This is a genomic window from Mycobacterium sp. NGS50, assembly GCF_059812545.1.
Map to the genome: position 1 here is coordinate 35,359 of NZ_JCALCW010000033.1, position 21,854 is coordinate 57,212.

Annotated in this window: 23 protein-coding genes; 10 read left to right on the top strand and 13 right to left on the bottom strand. The window is 64.0% G+C overall.

Annotated features, from left to right (window positions below; genetic code table 11):
* Positions 1-42: 42 nt before the first annotated feature.
* The 4 genes from AC5Y36_RS20530 (at position 43) to AC5Y36_RS20545 (ending at position 3,691) form a co-directional block, all read left to right on the top strand.
* Positions 43-1,965 carry a flavin-containing monooxygenase gene (locus AC5Y36_RS20530; protein ID WP_500042800.1) on the top strand — a complete coding sequence of 641 codons (1,923 nt, stop codon included), beginning with the start codon at positions 43-45 and terminating at the stop codon, positions 1,963-1,965.
* A 141-nt stretch (positions 1,966-2,106) separates the two neighbouring features.
* Positions 2,107-2,664 carry a hypothetical protein gene (locus AC5Y36_RS20535; protein ID WP_500042801.1) on the top strand — a complete coding sequence of 186 codons (558 nt, stop codon included), beginning with the start codon at positions 2,107-2,109 and terminating at the stop codon, positions 2,662-2,664.
* Between the two features lie 40 nt (positions 2,665-2,704).
* On the top strand, positions 2,705-3,250 hold the full coding sequence (locus AC5Y36_RS20540; protein WP_500042802.1) for a hypothetical protein: 546 nt from the start codon (positions 2,705-2,707) through the stop codon (positions 3,248-3,250).
* 9 nt (positions 3,251-3,259) lie between these two features.
* The gene (locus AC5Y36_RS20545; RefSeq protein ID WP_500042803.1) at positions 3,260-3,691 is read left to right on the top strand and encodes a hypothetical protein; all 432 of its coding nucleotides are present in this window, start codon (positions 3,260-3,262) and stop codon (positions 3,689-3,691) included.
* Positions 3,692-3,741: 50 nt separating this feature from the next.
* Here the strand turns inward: AC5Y36_RS20545 and AC5Y36_RS20550 are convergent, their stop codons facing one another.
* From AC5Y36_RS20550 to AC5Y36_RS20595, 10 genes are all read right to left on the bottom strand, one after another.
* Positions 3,742-4,371, bottom strand: a complete 630-nt coding sequence (locus tag AC5Y36_RS20550) for a hypothetical protein (RefSeq protein WP_500042804.1) — start codon at positions 4,369-4,371, stop codon at positions 3,742-3,744.
* A 121-nt stretch (positions 4,372-4,492) separates the two neighbouring features.
* Positions 4,493-5,185, bottom strand: a complete 693-nt coding sequence (locus tag AC5Y36_RS20555; protein ID WP_500042805.1) for a hypothetical protein — start codon at positions 5,183-5,185, stop codon at positions 4,493-4,495.
* Between the two features lie 56 nt (positions 5,186-5,241).
* Complete coding sequence (locus AC5Y36_RS20560) at positions 5,242-6,195, bottom strand: MlaD family protein (protein WP_500042806.1); 954 nt, start codon at positions 6,193-6,195, stop codon at positions 5,242-5,244.
* A complete protein-coding gene (locus tag AC5Y36_RS20565) occupies positions 6,192-7,187 on the bottom strand; it encodes an MlaD family protein (RefSeq protein ID WP_500042807.1) in 996 nt (331 codons plus the stop codon). Before AC5Y36_RS20565 ends, AC5Y36_RS20560 begins: the two co-directional genes overlap by 4 nt.
* Positions 7,184-8,281 carry an MlaD family protein gene (locus AC5Y36_RS20570; RefSeq protein ID WP_500042808.1) on the bottom strand — a complete coding sequence of 366 codons (1,098 nt, stop codon included), beginning with the start codon at positions 8,279-8,281 and terminating at the stop codon, positions 7,184-7,186. Before AC5Y36_RS20570 ends, AC5Y36_RS20565 begins: the two co-directional genes overlap by 4 nt.
* On the bottom strand, positions 8,281-9,240 hold the full coding sequence (locus tag AC5Y36_RS20575; protein WP_500042809.1) for an MlaD family protein: 960 nt from the start codon (positions 9,238-9,240) through the stop codon (positions 8,281-8,283). The genes AC5Y36_RS20570 and AC5Y36_RS20575 overlap by 1 nt, the downstream gene beginning before the upstream one ends.
* Complete coding sequence (locus AC5Y36_RS20580; protein ID WP_500042810.1) at positions 9,237-10,295, bottom strand: MlaD family protein; 1,059 nt, start codon at positions 10,293-10,295, stop codon at positions 9,237-9,239. The genes AC5Y36_RS20575 and AC5Y36_RS20580 overlap by 4 nt, the downstream gene beginning before the upstream one ends.
* Positions 10,295-11,332, bottom strand: coding sequence for an MlaD family protein (locus tag AC5Y36_RS20585; protein WP_500042811.1), 1,038 nt, complete (start codon positions 11,330-11,332; stop codon positions 10,295-10,297). The genes AC5Y36_RS20580 and AC5Y36_RS20585 overlap by 1 nt, the downstream gene beginning before the upstream one ends.
* 10 nt (positions 11,333-11,342) lie before the next feature.
* Entirely contained in the window at positions 11,343-12,206 is an 864-nt protein-coding gene (locus AC5Y36_RS20590) for an MlaE family ABC transporter permease (protein WP_500042812.1), read from the bottom strand.
* Positions 12,207-13,070, bottom strand: coding sequence for an ABC transporter permease (locus tag AC5Y36_RS20595; RefSeq protein ID WP_500042813.1), 864 nt, complete (start codon positions 13,068-13,070; stop codon positions 12,207-12,209).
* A 525-nt stretch (positions 13,071-13,595) separates the two neighbouring features.
* On the opposite strand from AC5Y36_RS20595, the gene AC5Y36_RS20600 reads away from it, so the two are divergent.
* A complete protein-coding gene (locus AC5Y36_RS20600; RefSeq protein ID WP_500042814.1) occupies positions 13,596-14,516 on the top strand; it encodes an alpha/beta hydrolase in 921 nt (306 codons plus the stop codon).
* On the top strand, positions 14,513-15,658 hold the full coding sequence (locus AC5Y36_RS20605) for an acyl-CoA dehydrogenase family protein (protein WP_500042815.1): 1,146 nt from the start codon (positions 14,513-14,515) through the stop codon (positions 15,656-15,658). Before AC5Y36_RS20600 ends, AC5Y36_RS20605 begins: the two co-directional genes overlap by 4 nt.
* A gap of 13 nt (positions 15,659-15,671) precedes the next feature.
* Here AC5Y36_RS20605 and AC5Y36_RS20610 read toward each other — a convergent pair whose 3' ends face one another.
* On the bottom strand, positions 15,672-16,577 hold the full coding sequence (locus AC5Y36_RS20610) for an SDR family oxidoreductase (protein ID WP_500042816.1): 906 nt from the start codon (positions 16,575-16,577) through the stop codon (positions 15,672-15,674).
* Positions 16,578-16,590: 13 nt separating this feature from the next.
* Positions 16,591-17,355: an SDR family oxidoreductase gene (locus tag AC5Y36_RS20615; RefSeq protein ID WP_500042817.1), complete on the bottom strand. Its 765-nt coding sequence runs from the start codon at positions 17,353-17,355 to the stop codon at positions 16,591-16,593.
* A 71-nt stretch (positions 17,356-17,426) separates the two neighbouring features.
* Between AC5Y36_RS20615 and echA20 the strand changes: the two genes are divergently transcribed.
* Genes echA20 through ipdC form a run of 4 tightly spaced genes read left to right on the top strand, consistent with a single transcriptional unit; the run spans position 17,427 to position 20,888 of the window.
* Complete coding sequence (echA20, locus tag AC5Y36_RS20620; protein ID WP_500042818.1) at positions 17,427-18,182, top strand: (7aS)-7a-methyl-1,5-dioxo-2,3,5,6,7,7a-hexahydro-1H-indene-carboxyl-CoA hydrolase; 756 nt, start codon at positions 17,427-17,429, stop codon at positions 18,180-18,182.
* The gene (gene ipdA, locus AC5Y36_RS20625; protein ID WP_500042819.1) at positions 18,179-19,072 is read left to right on the top strand and encodes a cholesterol ring-cleaving hydrolase subunit IpdA; all 894 of its coding nucleotides are present in this window, start codon (positions 18,179-18,181) and stop codon (positions 19,070-19,072) included. Before echA20 ends, ipdA begins: the two co-directional genes overlap by 4 nt.
* Entirely contained in the window at positions 19,069-19,821 is a 753-nt protein-coding gene (gene ipdB / locus AC5Y36_RS20630) for a cholesterol ring-cleaving hydrolase subunit IpdB (RefSeq protein WP_500042820.1), read from the top strand. The genes ipdA and ipdB overlap by 4 nt, the downstream gene beginning before the upstream one ends.
* On the top strand, positions 19,818-20,888 hold the full coding sequence (gene ipdC, locus AC5Y36_RS20635; RefSeq protein WP_500042821.1) for a (3aS,4S,5R,7aS)-5-hydroxy-7a-methyl-1-oxo-octahydro-1H-indene-4-carboxyl-CoA dehydrogenase: 1,071 nt from the start codon (positions 19,818-19,820) through the stop codon (positions 20,886-20,888). Before ipdB ends, ipdC begins: the two co-directional genes overlap by 4 nt.
* A gap of 15 nt (positions 20,889-20,903) precedes the next feature.
* Here the strand turns inward: ipdC and AC5Y36_RS20640 are convergent, their stop codons facing one another.
* Positions 20,904-21,821 (bottom strand): endonuclease domain-containing protein, encoded by a 918-nt coding sequence (locus tag AC5Y36_RS20640; RefSeq protein WP_500042822.1) that lies wholly within the window; start codon positions 21,819-21,821, stop codon positions 20,904-20,906.
* Between the last annotated feature and the right edge of the window lie 33 nt (positions 21,822-21,854).

Consider the following 21,854-nt stretch of genomic DNA (forward strand, 5'->3'; position numbering starts at 1 on the left):
TTGACAGCCGGTCGCGCCGGCCAGTCATGTGATTGTTGACACATGCGCCTGACGGATCTATCCTCGCTAGTAAGTAACTACTTACCAGATTTCGGTGTCTGTTGCCGCACCACGATCGGAGAACCTTCAGTGCCAACCAGTCAGATCAACAGGGACACACTGCGTCACAAGTACGCGGAGGAACGCAACAAGCGACTCCGGCCGGACACCGTCAATCAGTACACCCGCCTGGCCGAGGGGCACCCGGGCGATCACCACATGCCGGTCATCCCGCGCGCATCGAAAACCGATCACGTCACGGTGGCGGTGATCGGCGGCGGCATGGCCGGCCTCCTGACCGGGGCACGGCTGCGAACGGCCGGCGTCGACGGCGTGCGGATCATCGACAAAGCCGGCGATTTCGGCGGCGTCTGGTATTGGAACCGCTACCCCGGCGCGATGTGCGACACCGCTTCGATGGTGTATATGCCGCTACTAGAAGAGACCGGCTACATGCCCTCCGAGAAATACGCGCACGGCCCGGAAATCCGCCACCACTGCCAACGAATCGCCAAACAGTACGGTCTCTACGATGACGTGTTGTTCCACACCGAGGTCACCGAGTTGGTGTGGCAGGAGGACCAATCACGCTGGCTGATCTGCACCAACCGCGGCGACCGGTTCACCGCCCAGTTCGTGACGATGGGTACCGGGCCGTTACACGTCGCCCAGCTCCCCGGGATCCCCGGCATCGACACCTTCCGGGGCCGTTGGTTCCACACCACTCAGTGGGACTACACCTACACCGGCGGTGACGACTGTGGGGCCCCGATGGATGGCCTCGCCGACCGGCGAGTGGCCGTCATCGGCACCGGCGCGACCGCCATCCAGTGCGTCCCCGAACTGGCCAAATACGCGAAGGAACTCTACGTCTTCCAACGCACGCCCTCGGCCGTCGCCGTGCGGGGCAATCACCCGATCGACCCAGAGTGGTTCGCCCAGAATGCCTCCCCAGGCTGGCAGCAAAGGTGGATCGACAATTTCGCCACCATCTGGGATGGCGTCTTGAGCGATCTTGGGAACCTGGACGACGACACCGAGGACCTGGTGCAAGATGGCTGGACCGCTCTTGCCAAGCGCATGGGGGCAGCCGTAGCCGCGGTGCCCGAACAAGGACGCACACTTGAGGCCATCATGCTGGCCCTCGAGGACGCCGACCACGTGCATATGGACAAGGTGCGGGCACGCGCCGACGACGTGGTCACCGACCCCGAGACCGCCGACAAGCTCAAGGCGTGGTACCAGCAACTGTGCAAGCGCCCGTGCTTCCACGACGAGTATCTTCAATCCTTCAACCGCCCGAACACGCACCTGATCGACACCGACGGCAAGGGTGTCGAGCAGATCACTGAATCCGGCGTGGTCGCCGGCGGCAAGACCTACGAGGTTGACCTGATCGTCTACGCAACCGGCTTCGAGTTCTACGGTAGCGACTTCACTAGCCGCTGCGGCTTCGATCCGGTTGGCCGCAACGGCGTAAAGCTCTCCGAGCATTGGGCCGACGGGATGCGCACCTTGCACAGCATCCACGTCCACGGCTTCCCGAACATGTTCCTGCTGCAGCTTTTCCAGGGCGCCTTCATCGGGGCTAACATCCCGCACACCTTCGTCGACGTGTCCAAGACAATCGCCCAGATGATCAACCATGCGGTCGACGGCGGCTTCGCCGAAGTAGAAGCCACCAAGTCGGCGGAGGGCGCATGGGTGGACATGCTTCTTGAGTACGGCCGTCCGGTCGGATCGACGGAGTGCACACCGGGGTACTACAACAACGAGGGCCGCGAGCCTGACCGAAAAGACCGGCTCCAAGTTGGTTACCCCCAAGGCATTATGGCCTTTTTCAAGCTCATGGATGAATGGCGGGATTCGAACGCCTACGACGGCGTTGAGTTTTCCCGAGGAACCACACCCGAGGCTGGGAAATGATCCGGTGTCGCACGCTCACAGCCCCCGGATCCGCTTCGGCTGGTGTCCCAAGGAGAGCACTTCCGGTGGCACCCGCCGCCGGAGAGCCGGAAGACTCTGGTTCCAACTCCTAGCAGGGATTTCGAGATTAGGATCGCAAGCATGTCCATCGGTTGGCGGTGGCTAGCGACAATCGGCGCAGCAGCCGGGTTGGCTTTCGGCACTGCGGTGCCGAGCCAAGCCGATCCGTCCGCCGAGAAGACGCCACCGTTCCCTGACCAAATGGACATCGAGACGTGGTACACCCGGTTGGATCCAGGCGATTTCTTCATTCCTGATCATCCCGGCGTCTGGTTCCTGTCACCCGATGGCCTCAACTGCGGGATGTGGATTTGGGGAAGCTTCGGATGCAGCGGTGACATCCCGGGTTTACCGCCCGGTGACACACACATCGCATGGTTCAACGGGAATCGAGCCGTGCACCACGACTGGACTGCGGCCATCCAGTACCCCCCCGGGCAAGCGGAACGGCCACTACCACCGCTGAGCTATGTGACGTTCGAGGAAACCACCTGTGCGACGACAGTCGAAGGCAACACCTATTGCCAGCACGGGGCGAACAGGTTCTTGATAACGCCCCAGGGCACATGGTTCAAAGCATGGCAGGACAGGCAATCTCAGACCTGCAACGCCTACGGGTCGTGCGTGCCACCCGGATGATTCCAGCGCTGATGTGGTCCACGAATACAAGGAGAGCCGGATGCTGAGACGGTCTGCCGTCACCTTAAGGAGTGTCGTCGCGCCCTGCATTCGCGGCAAGTACCATCAGTGCCCAACCGCTGCCCTGATGACCTTTTTGGTTTGTTGCGCTCAGCTCTGGTCCACGCCGGCCGCGTTGGCCGACCCCTCCACCGGGCTGGCCGCCGCGATTACGTCAGCTCGAAATGAAACGACGTGCAGCCCATTGCAGTCCAACCCAGTCGTCGAGCATGCGGCCGACGTCTACAACCGGATGACCGAGGATTATCTGGATCACACCGGACTACGAGTACCCGGAGGCGAAACCGCCCCGGGCGACCATGTTGACCCGGTACCCGGACTGAAAACGCTGGGGTACAACGCTACTGGGGGATCCTTACTTCAGGGCGCCCATCACTCTGAGGGGCGCGCGATCAAGGGCGCATTGCTCGAAGGCCAGGCATGGCACATCATCGAGGATTGCTCGTTCACCGAATTCGGGACGAGCTTGCGTCGAAGTCAGCGCACCGGTTTTTACGTCGCTGCAGTCGTGTTGGCCAAACACTAGGGGGTAGGTGTGGTTACGGCAGCGGTCATCCCGGCGCGGTGCTGGCGGCACCGGCTCGGCACAGCGGTGGTCTCTGCCGGCGCCGCAACGATGGTGCTGGCGCCTGTCGCGGGCGCAGAAGACGAGAGCGTGACCTACGAGGTCGTCTCTGAGGACGTCGAAGCGTTAGATATCGAGTACTTTGACGGGTCCGTGCGGCAGCTGCTACAGAACGTGCCGTTGCCATGGCGAACCACCGTGGCGATGGCCAACCCGCGTAGCTTGGGAATGGACGGCGCTGACGTCCGCGCCGACTGGCGTTCCAGCATCGCCGGCCGGGTGACGTGGCAGACAGAGAAGTGGGTGACCGTTCGGGTCTATATTGGCGAGACCCTGAGATGCCAGAATACGCTCGACGTTGGCAATGCGGCATGTTACGGCAGCACATCGTTCAAGTCGTGAGTGGCGGTGCGGAAATCCGGCTGCGCGACGCCACATATCGCGCAGTCCGCCTAATCGCAGACGTGTGACCGGGCGATCCTGCTTCCGTACCGCTTAAACTGCAGGATCGGCGCACCAGTGAACCACGCGGGGTTATGGGCCTTGAGGCCCGCGCTCGCATTAGACAGGTCCTGCCAGATCAGGAAAAAACTCTTCCCTTCGTAGATCGGGAAATAGACGTCGCCAGCGTAGTCCTGGCTTCGCGTCAGCGCATCGACACGGGGCGTAAGGAACTCCACCGTCTGATCGATGTTTGCGGTGACGATATCGATCTGCTCCTGTACCCCGTTCGCGCTGTAGTCCCAGTCGCTGCCGGCCCCGGTGATGACGCCTGGACCGTTCGGGGTAATTCGGTTGAGCTGCACTCTGTCTATCTGGCGCCGCAACGCGTCGTACTGGGCGTTGAACCACTGACACATCTCCCCCATCGCGACGATATCGGTGTCGCTCACAGCGCTGGCGGTCTGCTGGTAGGGAAAATTGAATTTCGGCCGCCAATTCGACGGTGTCGGTGTCACAACGGGAAGCGGCACGATGACGTCTTCGTCGGTCGGTAAGGAACCGATAGTTTGATCCTCGTGAGGATCGGCATGTGACCTGGGCCCGTTCATGATCGGCACGGCAGACAGTGCCAGCGCCACCCCGGCACCGATTATTCTGATCACGCGTGGATGCTTTACACCCACCTGGCATCTCGTCGTGCAGGCCCCTAGCCATGTGGTCGAGGACATCACCACCTCCTTGAACTTACGCCCCCGCGCCCTACTTCTGCTCTAGCGCGGCTCCGATACCGCCGACGTCGGTGATCTGCCAGTTTTGATTCCCGTCGATCACGATGCTGTACGTCGCCGTGGATTGCAGCGGTTGATCTTTGCTCTGAACGGTCTGCGTTTGAACGCTGACGAAGCTGTCGACGGTGTATATCTCCCCGGTTTCTGACCGAACCTTCGCGGCCAGGGGTCGTGCGGTGGACGTCCACTGAAGGGGAACGAGGATCTGCTCCATCTGATCTGCCGCGTTGGACAGCTTCTCCTTCAGTTCCGCGCTGGTACCCTCGACGAGCTTGGTCTTCCACGCGGCAACATCTTTGAAGTTCATCTCGGCTGCGCGGACCGCGTAGTCCGAAGCGATTTTCTCGACCCGAGCATGGTTTTCGGATTTGCGAGCCTGATCATTCAGTTCGTGGCGCGCCCCGACATATAGCCAGCCCAGAACCCCAATTGCGGCAACCAACGTTGCGATCACCGCGGCAAACACCAACCCGCGCAGCGATATCGCCAAGCGCAGCTCTCGCCGTCCCTTCTTCTCCGAGGTCCGGCTGTCGGGCGCGACCTCCTGGACCTCCGTGGTCGCGGAGGCGTCAGGCCCCTCCGTCTTGGCCGCAGCACTCTCGTCCGCAGCCCCACCACCGTCGGACGTGGCTGACGTGTTCTCGATCGAACCTGGTTCCTGCATGTCTGAATCCTCACCAGTCATCACGTGTCGTCCCGTATCCATAGTTGGGTCATCATTCAATTCCCCGCAAGGTCAACGTGGAGCTTCACCGCTCCATCTTCGGGAATCGTCTCGAGCATGTTCGCGAAGATCTGGGCGGTGTCGAAGTTCAGCATCGAGCCAGCGATAGCCACGAGGTGCGGCTTGAATCTGTCGCCGATCACCTTGAAGTCCACGCCGCTGGTGTCCAAAAGTCCTTGGATTCGGCCCAGAAACGCATCGAATTTATACATGGGCTCGGGGTGACCTGTCTCGATGAGCGGCGGGAAGGTGGCGAACAGATCTCGAAGGTGTGGGTTGTAGCCGTAGAGCTGACCGCTCAGGTCTGCGATCAGTGGGCCAAGCCAGTCGGCGTTGGCCAGCAGCGTCTGAAAGTTGTCGAGCAGGTCGCGGCCGCGACCGTGCATATCGGCCGCGGTGTTTCGCAGCAGTCTGCTGGTGCGCGCCAGGTTGGGTAACACCGAGGTTGGGGGCGGCAGGGCGGCATCGGCCTCCCCGATGATGCGATCCAACGCGTCGGGATCCAGCTGGTTGAGGACCCGGACGACGCTCGTGGCCAGCTCCGATACCGAGGCCGGCTGAATGACCGATTCGGTTGCCACGCGCTGACCGTTTCGCAACATGGGTCCGCTTTCGGTTCGCGGCACCAGGTTTAGGTATGACTCGCCGAGCGCGGACAGGTTCTCGAGACGGACGTCGGTGTCGACGGGAACATGGAAGCGGTCGCCGATGTAGAAATCGACGGTTGCGGCGTCGACCGCTGATTTGATGCCGCTGATCCTGCCGACTTGCACGCCCCGCAGCAGAACTTTCGACCCTACTTCCAGGCCACTGATATCAGCCACCTGCATGGAGAGGTCGGTGCGATTCGGCGGCAGGCCGACCCGGACGCCGAGTGCGCTGATGTAGCCGACCGCGACGGCGATCAACACACCGAATGCGATAAACGACATGATGTCTCGAATTCTCATGGCGCCGCTCCGAGTATTCGCAGTATGTCTTGCACGTCGCCGGACAGCTCGCGGCCATCGGGACCGACTATAGACGTGATGTTCATGGCCGGATACCTATCCTGTGGCAGGAAGTTCTCGTAAAACAGCCGCTTCCACGCGGGCACCTCCGCTTCGAATGCTTGCTTGTCACGTTGCATCGCCCCGGTGGCCTCAACCACCGTCTGCAAGAGTGGCACCAGCCAGTAGCCGTTGGAGTAGATACTGCCAACCGAGGGAAGGAGGCGACCGACATAACCCGCGTTGATCGACACCCGGTCGAAGCCCTTCATTCCCCACTCCGAAAAGAAGTCTTCGAATGTCGGGATCCGGGAGTTGAGGGCGTCGCCGGTACGGGACACGCCGTCCAGCCACTGGTCAACGGTATCGATGCCCTTCGACAGGTCGGTGAGATCCGCGGCAACTTGAGCTGCGATTCTGCGCGCCTCATCTCCTTGCGGCGTCACTCGATTGATGCCGATGATCGTGTTCTGTACCCGTTGGATGGACCCGCTCGACACGAAATTCGCCAGGCTCGCGATGGTGTCTTCCACCTGCGGCGGAGCTGTGGTTTGCGCCAGCGGGACTCTGCTCCCCGGGAGTAGCGCCGGCGCCGCGGGGTGGTCGGTCTCAGATCGGCTGAGCGCGACATAGATATCGCCCAGCACGGTCGCCTGTTCCAAGGTGGCGTGGACGTTCGACGGCACCGCGACGCCCGGCGCGATACGTGAGGTCACATCGACGCGGTTATTGGCCAGCGCCACCCCGGTGACCACCCCGACCGCTGCGCCGTCCAGCGTTACCTTCGCCCGATGGGGCAGGTTCAGCGCGCTGTCGAATTCGAGAATGATGTCATACCCGTCGCGGTAGGACTTCCCTGGTTGCGGCAACGCGCTGACGTTGATCGCCGCACACGACGACACGACGAGAGCCGCCGCGATGACTACGGCCACTTGCCAGCTACGGCGGTTCATCGGCTCGCCGCCAGGTTGAGGACGTACTGCAGCAGCGCGACGTCGGCTGCGTAAGGCTGGCCCTGCACGTTCGCGCAGCTACCCGGCATGAATCCGTTCATGATGTTGCACTGCGCAACTCCGTCGGGGGTGTGGATTCGGTACATGGGTGGTCGATATCGGAGGTTTCTCAGGGGTCGATTGTTGAAGTGGTTGGCTGCGGTGTTGATCCACCACGGAACGAAGTTCAGCAGGTTTGCCGTACGGGGGGCGTGCTCGGCCAGTTTTCTCAGGAAGACTTTGGTCGCGTCGAGGGTGAATTGGGTCTCCTGCCCGAGGTTCACTTCCAAGTCCTCGACCAGCGGTGTCACCCACAGGACACCTTCGACGATTCGCCGCCCTCCGATCGAGGCAGCCTGAATGTCTTTGAGGGTGACGACGGCATCCTGCAATGTCTGCTTCAGCGGGCCCCTGAGCTCTTTGATCAGCGACGTCAGCTGACCGAGGTTGGTGATGATCGACGCAATGTCGCTGATCGCGTGGTCGGGGCTGTCCAGTAAGGCCGACGTCCTGGTGAGCAACCCGTTGATGCCGGCCCCGTTGCCCTGCATCACATCATCGATCCCGCGCACCACATCGCCGATATTCGTCGAACCGTCCGGGTTGATGTGGTTGACGAATTCGGTTGCCGAGCCGATCACTTCGGACAGACTCTTCGGCGTCGAGGACCGCTCGAGTGGAATGCATTCCTCGGCGGTCAACTGGGGTCCCGACTCGTAATTCCCGACGAGTTCCAACGACCGGTCAGCGAGGATGGACGGCGACCTGATGATGGCCTTGACATCGCCGGGAAATCGGCGATGCTCGGTCACCGTGAAGTCGACGCGGACATCACGTGCGCGAGGAGTGAGAGTGTCTACCTTGCCGATCTGGTAGCCCATCTGAGTGACCGGGTTGTCGACATACAGTCCCACGCTATCTGGCATGATCGCGCAGTACTTGTCGGCCTCACCGCCCGAACGCGACGAACACGAACCGATAAGTACCGCAATCAACCCCGCGACAACGGCGACAGTGGCACCGCGCCGGACGCGCCGCAGACCCCGGGTGCCCATCAGCACGCCATCCCCGGCACCGGCATGCAAATGTCGGTGGCCAGTAACTCGGGTGCGGCCGTCTCCGCATCCAGCACCCGTTCGACCTTGCGGCGTAGGAGGCGGATCGCCCGCACGATCACGCCGTACCGCTCCATCCAGTATCGTGAGGTCTCTTGATAGTGTCGTATCTTCTGGAGAAAATCCGCGCGGTGATTGAAGTAATAGTCGCCAAGCGGCGCCAGAGCATCGAATACGTCGGCAATACCCTGCATGGCGTCGCCAAATTCTTGCCCGTAGAGGGTCAGGGTCTGTTCAGTCAACGCGGCCTTGCGGACAAGCCCCCTCAGTCCGTCGCTGAACCCGGTAAACGAACGGATGTACTCATCGGACAGATCCAGGATCTGCGTGATCTGACCACGTTGTTTCTCTATCGTGGAGACGAGGGCGTCGCCGGCGTCAACGATGGCGGTCAGGGAATCCAGGTTACCGTCCGTGAGCGCATTCTGTAGTTGCGTCAGTGACTCATTGATCGGGGCCGGGTTGATCTCTTCGGTGATTTTCGGCGTATCCGCGAGGACTCGCATCAAGTTGTACGGCATGGTTACCCGTTCAGCCGGAATGGGATTGGCGCCCAGGGGCGCCTCGCCAAGAGACGTGATATTGACGTAGTAGCCGCCGACCGCGGTGAGCATTCGCACGTCGATCTGCGACTGATCTCCGACAAACGCGTCATCCTCAACCAGTGCTCGCACCCGTACTTGGTCGCGCTCGAGCACCAAGTCCTTCACCTTGCCAACGGTGATGCCGGCGATGCGTACCTGGTCTCCAGGACGAACCGACACCGCATCCTGGGTAAAAAATGTCACCACGATTCGGTTCGGCGGATTGACATACAGCAGCGACACCACCAAAGCCACAACCGCCGCGAGGACCAACGCCACACCGCCCCACACCGCGGGGTTATGCAGGGTTCTCATTGGTTGCATAACACCACCTTCTGCCCGTTCAGCAATACATCCATCGGGACCGGGAGTTGGAACCGGCCGCGTGAGCATGCCAGGGGCGCACCATCATCCGGGGGTTCCGGAATGTTTTCGTAGAACACCGGAAGGTATTTAAATGCATCCAGATAGTCGTCGAGGTTGCTGAACGCGCGATCCAGAGCAAGATCAACATCGTTGGGGAGCATCTTCGGTCCCGCGTCGGGGCCGAGCCGCCAGTGGATGGCCGCTCCGGGGATTGGGGGGAATCCTATGTTAGTGAGCAGCTGGGTCACCGTGTCCGTGAATTCGAGCCCGTACAGCTGAGATTTGCGGAACTCGTCCAACGCGTTCAAGGCTCCGTCCAATGGCCGGTTCACCCAGTCCAGAATCTGAATGAATTCGTTGGAATTCCCGCCAATAGACTCCGCGACGTTCGAGAGGTTTCGCATCAGGGTTGCGACGACCTGCTGACGGTCCGACACGAACTTCGTCAGCTTATGGATACTCTCCAACATCGGGGATAAACCACCACCATCCCCGGACAGATATGCAATCGCATTGGTTGTGAACGTGTTGATGTCCGCGGGGCTCAGCGTCGCGATCACCGGTTCCAGCCCATTGAACAGCGCCGTGATATCGAAGGACGGTTCGGTCATCTCAATCGGCACCCGTGCCACCAGATCAGCGGGCGCAAACCCCTCGGCGGGGTTATTCACGTCTAGGTAACGCAAGCCGGTAAGCGATTGGAACTTGATCGCAAGGCGACTGCTGGACACAATCCCATACCGCTTGTCGAGCGTGAAGCCCACCGTGGCCACGCTTTGGCCGCGGCGGCGTTCGAGATGGATGGCGTCGACCTTTCCTACGCGAACCCCGCGAACGCGGACGTCGGCGTCTAGGTGCAGGCCCGACGCATCGGTGAACTCGGCCGCATATTTCCGCGTATCCATCGCGACCGGTTGCTCAATGGCGTTGGCCACCAACACGTACAAGAGAACCGCTACGACCGCGCTCAGTACGAGTTTCCACAGCGCTCCCCCTGCCCTCATTACGGACCCCCCATCGCATTAACCGGCGCAGCCACACCGGGCAGGTTATCGAGGATAAGTTGAACCTGAAGCGCACGCTGGTCGGGGCTACCGCCGTACATCTTTTCAAAACGTGTTCGCAATTCCTTCAGCATCTGCGCGAAGCCTTCGGGCCGGATTAGCGGCGGTACGACAGCGAACACCGAATTGAACGCGTCGATCAATGGCCGGAGATCGTAGGCATCGCTGGACTCGAGTTTGCCGATGGTGGCGAATAGTGCGCCAGACGCCTCGTCGTCGGTCGCGATGAACAGATTCTGCCATTCGTCGTCGGTGTAGTCCGCGTGCGCCTTATGCACCCAATTTGTGTCATCGTGAATGAAACTCCAGCCGGTGTCCATCAACGCGTCGACGGCCGACGGGAAGACGACACTTAATCCTGTCGCGTTCGCCAGCAACCGCTCAGTGCTCACTGTCTGCACCTGGGCGACAGCGTCGGCGGAGACCAAGACGGTTTCGATGAGCGGGTCGAGCGCGTCGGTGTAGCGGGTGGCCCGGTCGATCACGTCGACAAGCCGTTGCGTCAGCGTTCCCGTGGACACCTCACCAAGCCGATACAGTAACGCTTGAATCGTGAAATTCCCCTTCGGCACAGTGGTTATCACCATCCCGTCGCTGAGCGCGTGCCCGCCTGCGCGTGGAATCAAGTTCACACCCGTGACGCCGAAGTAGTTGGTGGGCCGGAAATCGACCTGCATCGCATCGGTTAATTCAGCGACGGGATCTCTCTGAAGATCGAGCTTCAGGCGCACATCGCCGCCCCGTAAAATGGACACGGCCGTGACTTCTCCGACCGCAACCCCGTGCATGACAACGTCGGTACCTTCGATAACTCCCTGGCCGATGTATGGCGTGTCGATCGTTATCGATGTCGCCCTTGGCGAGCGGCCGGCAAACGGATTGATTGCGATGAGCATTCCTGCTACGCCGACACATACGACGACAGCGAGGCCGACGAGGGTCAGCCGCCTCTGGTGAGCTTCCGTAGTTTCTGCCATCGCCCCGCACCTACCCCGTGAATACGAACACTGGCTTGACACCCCACAACGCCACCGTGGTGAGAAAGTCCAGGGTCATGATTGTCACCAGACTGGCTCGCACCGCGCGGCCTGAAGCATTCCCCACCCCGGCCGGACCACCGGTGACGAAGAACCCGTAATAACAGTGGACCAGCGTCACCGCGACACAATAGACCGCGACTTTGACCGTTGAGTACAGAAGATCCCGTGGAGTAACGAACTCGACAAAATAGTGGGTATACGTGCCACCAGGCACGCCGTGAAACAACGAGATGACGGTATCCATGACGAAAAAGATCGTTACCAGCGTGACGAGATATCCCGGAATCACAGATATCAACCCGCCGATCATCCGGGTGCCGACCACGAATGGTATCGGCCTCAACGCCATCGATTCCAACGCGTCGATTTCCTCGGCGATGCGCATGGACCCGATCTCGGCGGTCATCCGGCACCCGGTCTGGACGGCGAATGCGATACCCCCCACAAGAGGCCCGAGCACGCGAACGGCCCCGACTCCACCAACGATTCCTGAAAGAGAACCGAACCCAACGATGTTCAAGACCGAGAAGGCTTCAATCGCTAGCGAAGCTCCAAGGGCGACACCGAGGATAAGCAGTACGCTAACCACACCACCATCCACGATCAGCGAGCCTCGCCCCCAAGCGAGGCTGTTCATTTGCCGCAGAGTTTCGCCGCGATATCGCCTAATTGTTACCGGTAACAGGAGAAACGTCTTGGCGATGAACGTCGTCAACTCCCCGAGCCGCCGGAAGGGTTCGCCGAGGGATCGGACCGGAAGTCGCGAAGTTAGGGAGTGCTTCGCCGGCGCCGACGCAGTGGGCGAATGCATTTACGCCACTTCCATGGGAGAGAACATGCTCTGCACTTGGGTGATGGCAAGGTTGGCGAAGACGATGCAGATGACGTTCAGCACCACGGATGAATTGACTGCATCAGCAACGCCGCGTGGCCCACCTTTGGCCTCCATGCCGCGCAGCGAGGAAATGATCGCGACGATCATCGCGAAGACCACGGTTTTGGCCATCGCGTACCAGACGTCGATGACCTTTGCGAAGGTCCCGAACGACTGCCAGAAACTTCCAGGTGACATGTCACTGACCGACACGGCCAAGACAAAAGCGGCCGCCGTCCCGGCGGCGACAATGAGGATGCACAGAATAGGCGCTAACAGCAGTAGCGCCAGAAAGCGTGGAACGACCAGGCGCCGGATGGGATCGACCCCCATTACCCTCATGGCTTCGAGTTCTTCGCGGATTGCGCGCGCTCCGAAGTCCGAAGAGATGGCCGAGGCCGCCGCGCCGCCCATCAACAGGCCGGCCGTCATCGGCGCTCCTTGCCGAACAACCCCGACGCCGCTGGCCGCACCGAGTATCGATGTTGCCCCGACCTGGTTGACCAGTCCCGAGGTCACCACCGTCACCATCGCGCCGAACGGAATCGCCATCAGCAGGCCCGGCATCGCCGTCACTTTCAGCAGCGTCCACGCCTGCGTGAGGAGCTCACCAACCGGAAGCCGAAAAGAGAGTGCATCGGTGACGGCGTAACGCAGCACGTTCACGAACAGCCCTACGGCGCGGCCGGTGGTGGCGGCGCTCCGCGCCGGAGTTGTGGCGACCCGCAACGCCCCCCGGCGCACCGCGTTGTAGGCGCGAGCCGCAGCTTCCTGCGGTCCGACGCTGACGCGAGTGGTCATGCTCGCCCCCCCGGCGGTCCCAACACAGGTGCCCGCGTTGCCGGCGAGTCGCGACAAACGCTGATACCGAAGACCGTGACGGGGATGGTGAGAGGGAACGCGGCACCCCCCAGCGGTGCACGTTGCATGCAATACCTCCCTGTGCTGGCGTCACTTCCCCTAGCCGTGGCCCAGTTCGTGGTGGGTCGTTGGGATGAAATATGTGACCTGGCCGGTCGCTGCTTCTGAGTTGTGACCTAGCTTGCAAAGGTAGCCGAGTCGCCGATTGAGAGCAAGTGCTTACTTCGATGCTGTAATCGCGTCAGCGCGGGTGCCGCCGCCACGTGTCAGCCGCATCGGACCCGAACGGCGAACCCACGGCGGGAACCGCACGGGGCGCAACAGGATCAGCACCTCGACCGCATGACGGTCGCCGCGCGCCTCGGCGCTCATCACTCATCGCCCGACCCGTTGCCATACATGACCCGGATAATCTATCGTAGCAAGTACTTACTTATTGTCGTCTACTTCGGAGGAGTGAGGTCCGTGAGAGCACCGGCGAAGGTCATTCGGCTCGGGCTCCGGGCCCTGCGCCCGGTGTTCACATCGCAGCGGTTGTCGATGGCTACCAAGCGGCGGGCGGTTGACTTCATTGCGGGCGCCTCGAAGTTGCCGGTTGGGGTGGGTTCCGAGACCGATTCGCTCGGGGCGGTGCCCGTCGAGCGAATAGTGCCGCGCTCCCCACGGTCAGATGGGGTAATCCTGTTCCTACACGGCGGCGGCTACGCCTCGGGCAGCGCACGCGGCTACCGGGGCCTGGCGGGCGCACTTGCGGTCTCGACAGGCATGCGGGTTGTGGTCGCGGACTACCGCCGGGCACCCGAGCATCCGTTCCCGGCCGCATTGGACGACGCACTGGACGTCTATCGCGCGCTGCTGGACCAGGGTGCGACGATCGCGGTGGCCGGCGACTCCGCCGGCGGCGGCCTGACCCTCGCCCTGGCCCAGCGCATTCGGGACATGTCGCTGCCGGCGCCGGCCGCGCTCGGGTTGATCTGTCCGTGGCTGGACCTGGCGCTAGACCAAGCCGCGACACGGCCACCCGCGAGGGACCCGCTGATCATCCCGTCGCTGATCACGGAATGGTGCACGTTGTATGTGGGGACGCACGACGCCCGCGAACCCGGTATCTCCCCCGTCTATGGGAATCTCGTATCCCTGCCGCCGATCGTCATGCATTCGGCCGGCGATGATCCACTGGCCGCCGACGCGGACAAGCTCGAACGCGCGCTGGCCCGCCAGCGGTGCGGGGGGCTGCTGATCCACCGCCGATTCACCAAGCGGTGGCACGACTTTCACCTGCAGGTGGGGTTCCTCGCCGACGCCGACGACGCCGTGGCCCTGTTCGGCGCCCAACTCTCCGATCTGATCGCGCGGACACAAACCGAGAGGGAGTCCACGAAGTGACGTTGACGGACCAGCAGACGGACCTGCGGGAACTGGCCCGATCCTGGGTTGACCGTGAGGTTGTCCCCCATGCCACCGAGTGGGACCGAACCGAACGCATGGATCGCGGCATCGTCGGCAAGCTCGGCGAGGTCGGGTTCCTGGGCATGGGTATCGACGAGGCCTACGGCGGTTCCGGCGGGGACACCTTGAGCTACTGCCTGATGATGGAAGAACTTGGCCGCGGCGACACCGCGATTCGCGGCATCGTGTCGGTCTCACTGGGGCTGGTCGCCAACGCCCTTGCAACGCACGGCTCTGAGGACATCAAGGCAACCTATCTGCGCGACTTGTGCTCTGGGACCAAGCTTGCCTGCTTCGCCCTGACCGAACCGGGCAGCGGATCCGACGCCGCCTCGCTGCGCACCGCGGCGGTCCGCGACGGTGACGATTGGATCCTCACCGGTTCAAAGGTGTTCATCACCAACGGCACCTGGGCCGATGTCGCCCTGGTGTTTGCCCGCACCGGCGGGCCCGGACCGAAAGGCATCACCGCCTTCCTCGTCCCCACCGGCTTGCCCGGTTTCACCAGCCGCGAGATCCACGGCAAGCTCGGACTGCGCGGCCAGGCCACCGCAGAGCTGTTTCTCGATGAGGTCCGGGTACCCGACACCCTGAGGATTGCGGACGAGGGCGCGGGTTTCAAGATCGCGATGACCGCGTTGAACAAAGGGCGTGTGTCGGTGGCCGCCGGATGCGTAGGCTTGGCGCGCGCCTGCCTGGAGGCCAGCCTCAGCCACGCCGCCGACCGCGAACAGTTCGGCCGGCCCATTGCGGGTTTCCAACTGATCCAAGAGCTGTTGGCCGACATGGCCGTCGACACCGACGCGGCACGGTTGTTGGTGTGGCGATGCGCGGAGTTGATCGACGCCGGGGAACCGTTCGCCACCGAGGCGTCGATGGCCAAACTGTTCGCCAGCGAAGCCGCCGTCAAAGCCGCCAACAGCGCCATCCAGGTCTTTGGCGGATACGGCTACATCGACGAGTACCCCGTCGGCAAATACCTGCGGGACGCCCGGGTGACCACCCTGTACGAAGGCACCAGTCAGATTCAGCGCCTGCTCATCGGCCGCGCGCTGACCGGCGTCAGCGCATTCTCCTGAACTGATCCGTCCCCTACGCCCCGTACACCGGAACCGGCGGCCGGGACTGGGCCAGCAGGTCGGCGACGACCGGGCCCAGTTCGGCCGGGTCCCAGCGGGCGCCCTTGTCGAGCTGCGGGCCGTGCGCCCAGCCCTCGGCGACGCGGATCTTGCCGCCCTCGACCTCGAAGACCTTGCCGGTCACGTCGCGGGACTCCACACTGCCCAGCCACACCACCAGCGGCGACACATTCTCTGGCGCCATCGCGTCGAAGGCCTCGCCCTGGGTGGCCATCATGTCGGCGAAGACGGTCTCGGTCATCCGGGTGCGCGCCGACGGGGCGATCGCGTTGACGGTGACGCCGTAGCGGCCCATCTCGGCGGCGGCGACCAGGGTCAGCGCGGCGATGCCGGCCTTGGAGGCGCTGTAGGTGGCCTGCCCGACGCTGCCCTGCAGGCCGGCGCCGGAGCTGGTGTTGATGATGCGGGCGTCAACGGTTTCGCCGGCCTTCGACTTGGCCCGCCAGTACGCGGCAGCGTGCTTCATGGTGGCGAAGTGGCCCTTGAGGTGCACCGCGGTGACGGCGTCGAATTCCTCTTCGGTGGCGTTGGCGAACATCCGGTCGCGCACGATGCCGGCGTTGTTCACCAGCACGTCGAGCGTGCCGTAGGTGTCGACAGCCTGCTTGATCAGCGCCTCGGCCTGGCCCCAGTCGGCGACGTTCGAGCCGTTGGCGACGGCTTCCCCACCGGCGTCGACGATCTCGTCGACCACGTTCTGCGCGGCGCTGCCGCCACCGGCCGGTGATCCGTCCAGCCCGACACCGATGTCGTTGACCACGACCCGGGCGCCTTCGTCGGCGAAGGCCAGCGCATGCGCCCGCCCGATTCCGCCCCCGGCTCCGGTGACGATGACCACGCGGCCGTCAAGAAGTCCCATGTTTTTTGTCTCCTTATTTGTTCGCGCTGGATGCGTCGAGGTAGGCGGGGTTCTCGCCGCCGCCATGCAGGGTCAGGCTGCCGCCGCTGGCATAGGATGCCAGATCGGAACTCAAAAATGCTGCTGCCCAACCGATGTCGGAAGGCTTGGCGAGCCGGCCCAGCGGCACGGTGGCGCCGACGGCGGCCACCGATTCGGCGTCACCGTAGAACAGTTCGGACTGCTCGGTCTCGACCATGCCCACCACGATCGAGTTCACCCGCACCTTGGGCGCCCATTCGACGGCCAGCGATGCGGTCAGGCTGTCCATCCCGGCCTTGGCCGCGCCGTAGGCCGCGGTGCCCGGCGACGGCCGCCGGCCGCTGACGCTGGTGATGTTGACGATCGTGCCGCCGGAGTCCTGGGTTTGCATGACGGCGTTGGCGTGCGTGGACACCCACAGGGCGCTGAGCAGGTTCAGGTCGATGATCTTGCGAGTGAAGTTGGCCGACGCGTCGGCGGCCAGTGCGAATGGGGACCCACCGGCGTTGTTGACCACCGCATCGATTCGGCCATGGCGGGCCGCGATGGCCTCGATCATGGCCTTGACCGCGTCATCGTCGCGCACATCGCAGGAATGGAACTCATACGGCAGGCCGTCCACCGGACGCCGGGCGCAGGTGACGACCGTCGCGCCCTGCTCGGCGAAGACGGCGCTGACACCGGCACCGACGCCGCGGACGCCGCCGGTCACCAGGACGACTTTGCCGGTCAATCCGAGGTTGATGGGGTCAGACATTGTGCTAGCGTACCAAGCAAGTGCTTGCTCAGGTAACCCACCACACGTACAGGGAAGTGCAGGGTTTTCAGATGCCCATCTCTAAAGAAACCGTCGAACCGGGGATCGTCGCGGTCACCGTCGACTATCCCCCGGTCAACGCCCTCCCGTCGCGGGCCTGGTTCGAGCTCGGCGAGGTCATCACCGCCGCCGGCAACGACATGTCCACCCACGCGGTGATCCTGCGCGCCGAGGGCCGCGGCTTCAACGCCGGCGTGGACATCAAGGAGATGCAGGCCACCGAGGGCTTCACCGCCCTGATCGACGCCAACCGCGGCTGCTTCGCGGCGTTCAAGGCGGTCTACGAGTGCGCGGTGCCGGTGATCGCGGCCGTCAACGGCTTCTGCGTGGGCGGCGGCATCGGCCTGGTCGGCAACGCCGACGTGATCGTGGCCTCCGAGGACGCCAAGTTCGGCCTGCCCGAGGTGGAGCGCGGCGCCCTGGGTGCGGCCACCCACCTGTCCCGGCTGGTGCCGCAACACATGATGCGGCGGCTGTTCTACACCGCCGCCACCGTGGATGCCGCCACCCTGGCCAACTACGGGTCGGTGCACGAGGTGGTGCCGCGCGCCGAGCTCGACGAGGCCGCGCTGCGGGTGGCCCGCGACATCGCGTCCAAGGACACCCGGGTGATCCGGGCCGCGAAAGAAGCCCTGAACTTGATCGATGTGCAGAAGGTGCACTCCAGCTACCGGATGGAGCAGGGCTTCACCTTCGAGCTCAACCTCTCCGGTGTCGCCGACGAGCACCGCGACGAGTTCGCCGGAACCGAGAAGGGGAAGAAGTGACCAGCAAGGTAACGACTCTCGACGACGCCGTCGCCGAGCTGCGCGACGGGATGACGATCGGGATCGGCGGCTGGGGGTCCCGGCGCAAGCCGATGGCGTTCGTCCGCGCCATCCTGCGCACCGACGTCAAGGACCTGACCGTGGTCACCTACGGCGGACCCGACCTGGGCCTGCTGTGCTCGGCGGGCAAGGTGCGCCGGGCCTACTACGGCTTCGTCTCGCTGGACTCCGCGCCGTTCTACGACCCGTGGTTCGCCAAGGCCCGCACCGCCGGCGCCATCGAGGCCCGCGAGATGGACGAGGGCATGCTGCGCTGCGGGCTGCAGGCCGCCGCCCAGCGGCTGCCGTTCCTGCCGATCCGTGCCGGGCTGGGCAGCTCGGTGATCGACTTCTGGGAGGGTGAACTCAAGACCGTCACCTCCCCGTATCCGGTCTCGGCTGCAGACGGGGGTGGCCACGAGACCCTGGTCGCGATGCCGGCGCTGAACCTGGACGCCGCGTTCGTGCACATGAACATCGGCGACGCCCGCGGCAACGCCGCCTACACCGGGATCGACCCGTACTTCGACGACCTGTTCTTGATGTCGGCACAGCGCCGCTTCCTGTCGGTGGAGAAGATCGTGCCCACCGAGGAGCTGATCGCCGGCACGTCGCCGCAGACCCAGGTGATCAACCGGATGATGGTGGACAAGGTGGTGGAAGCCCCGAACGGCGCCCACTTCACCATCGGCGCAGCCGATTACGGCCGCGACGAGAAGTTCCAGCGGCACTACGCCGAAGCCGCCAAGTCCGACGAGACCTGGGCGGAGTTCAAGGCCACCTATCTGTCCGGTAGCGAAGACGACTACCAGGCGGCGGTTAAGGCATTCGGAGCGGAGGCACAAGCATGACCGACTCACCCACTCGCGCCGAGATCTGCGCCGTCGCCTGCGCCGAGCTGTTCCGCGACGCCGGCGAGATCATGGCCAGCCCGATGGCCACGGTGCCCTCGGTCGGCGCCCGGCTGGCCCGCCTGACCTTCTCCCCCGACCTGGTGCTCACCGACGGGGAGGCCCGCATCCTGGCCGACACGCCGGCGATCGGCAAGGTCGGGGCGCTGGAAGGGTGGATGCCGTTCAACCGGGTCTTCGAAACCCTGGCCTGGGGCCGGCGCCATGTGATCATGGGCGCCAACCAGATCGACCGCTACGGCAACCAGAACCTGTCGGCGTTCGGCCCGCTGCAGCAGCCCACCCGGCAGATGTTCGGGGTGCGCGGCGCACCCGGCAACACCATCAACCACACCACCAGCTACTGGGTGGGGGCTCACTCGTCGCGGGTGTTCTGCGAGGCCGTCGACATCGTCTCGGGCATCGGCTACGACAAGGTCGACCCGGCCAACCCGGCGTTCCGGTTCTTCAACCTGGGCGGGGTGGTGACCAACCTCGGCGTGTTCGATTTCGCCGGCCCCTCGCATCAGATGCGTGCGGTCTCGCTGCATCCCGGCGTCACCGCCTCCGAAGTCTCGGAGAACACCTCGTTCGAGGTGCACGGCTTGGCCGATGCCGCGGTGACCCGGGAACCGACCGTCGAGGAACTACGGTTGATCCGCGAGGTTATCGACCCGAAGTCGCTGCGGGACAAGGAAGTACGGGCGTGACCCGGCTGAAGACCGCGCTGACCGAGCTGGTCGGCATCGAGCACCCCGTCGTGCAGACCGGGATGGGCTGGGTGGCCGGAGCCCGCCTGGTGTCGGCGACCTCCAACGCCGGGGGTCTGGGCATCCTGGCCTCGGCGACCATGACCCTTGATGAGCTGGCGACCGCGATCGGCAAGGTCCGCTCCGCCACCGACAAGCCCTTCGGTGTCAATATCCGCGCCGATGCGGCCGACGCCGGCGACCGGGTGGACCTGATGATCCGCGAGGGTGTGAAGGTGGCGTCCTTCGCGTTGGCGCCCAAGCAGGAACTGATTGCGAAGCTCAAAGAGGCCGGCTCCGTGGTGATTCCGTCGGTCGGCCTGGCCAAGCACGCCAAGAAGGTGGCGTCCTGGGGGGCCGACGCGGTGATCGTGCAGGGCGGCGAGGGCGGCGGGCACACCGGACCGGTGGCCACCACCTTGTTGCTGCCCTCGGTGCTGGACGCGGTCGCCGACACCGGCATGCCGGTGATCGCGGCGGGCGGGTTCTTCGACGGGCGCGGCCTGGCGGCGGCGCTGTCCTACGGCGCGGCCGGGGTGGCGATGGGCACGCGCTTCCTGCTCACCTCGGATTCCACCGTGCCCGATGCGGTCAAGCAGCGCTACCTGGCCTCGGCCATGGACGGCACCGTGGTGTCCACCCGCGTCGACGGCATGCCGCACCGGGTGTTGCGCACCGAGCTGGTCGAGAAGCTGGAAAGCGGTTCGCGGGCACGCGGTTTCATCGCCGCGATTCGCAACGCCGCGAAGTTCAAGAAGATGTCGCAGATGAGCTGGCCGGCGATGGTCCGCGACGGTCTGGCGATGCGGCACGGCAAAGAGCTGACCTGGTCGCAGGTGCTGATGGCGGCCAACACCCCGATGCTGTTGAAGGCCGGCCTGGTGGAAGGCAACACCGAGGCCGGCGTGCTGGCCTCCGGGCAGGTGGCCGGCATCGTCGAGGACCTGCCGTCGTGCGCGGAGTTGATCGACCGGATCGTCGCCGACGCGGTCGAGCACCTGCAGGCGGCTTCGTCCCTCATCACCTAACGCCGAGCCGGAATCTCACGACGCGACACGCTGACAGCGCGTCGCGGGATTCCGCCTCGCGGCCCGGCCGGGCCAGCCGGCCGCGTACATCGCGTCCTCCACCCGACCGATAAGAGTGGCCTCCCGGTAGCGCAGCAGCTCGGCGCTTACCCGGATGATCGCCCAGCCCAGGGCGGCCAGCGCCACCTGCCGGTCGATGTCGCGTTGCCGCTGCTTGGGGTCAGTCCAGTGCTGCGGGCCGTCGTATTCAATCCCGACCTTTAGTTCCCGGTAGCCCAGGTCTACCCGGGCCACGAATTCACCGAATGGATCGCGAACCACGATCTGGGTCTCCGGCTTGGGCAGCCCGGCATCGATCAGCGCTATCCGGGTGCGGGTCTCCTGCGGGGACTCGGCGCCGCCGTCGACGAGCGGCAGCACCTGACGCAACCGATTGAGCCCCCGCGCCCCACGATGGGCGGCGATGACAGCCTCGATTGCGGTGATCCCGACGCCGGTGGCGCTGGCCAACGCGTCGAGCCGCTGCAGGCGGGCCAATCGGGACTGGGTTCGCCGCCCGATGTCGAACGCGGTGCGCGCCGCGGCGGTGACCGCCATCCCGTCGACCGTCGTCACTTCGCCCGGCAGAAGGGTGTCGTCGTAGGCGAGCAGCTTCGGCGGCGTCTTGTGATTGTCGTGCACCAGATCGGCGGGCAATGCCGCGCTCACCCACTTCGCGCCCAGCAACGCCGCGGCGGAGTTGCCCGCGACCACGCCGCGGCGCCGCGACCACAGCCACGCCGCGACGGCTCGCTGCCGTGCATTCAGCTCGATGCCCCCGGGGGCGAAGACGGCGGGATAGACCGGTTCGTACAGCATCCGCATCGCACGCTCGGGAATCGCCCTTGCGGCCAACACCTCGGTGCCCAGGAACGGCCAATCCAATTCGTCCACCCTCAAAAGGGTGCCGGGCCTCGCCGATCAGCG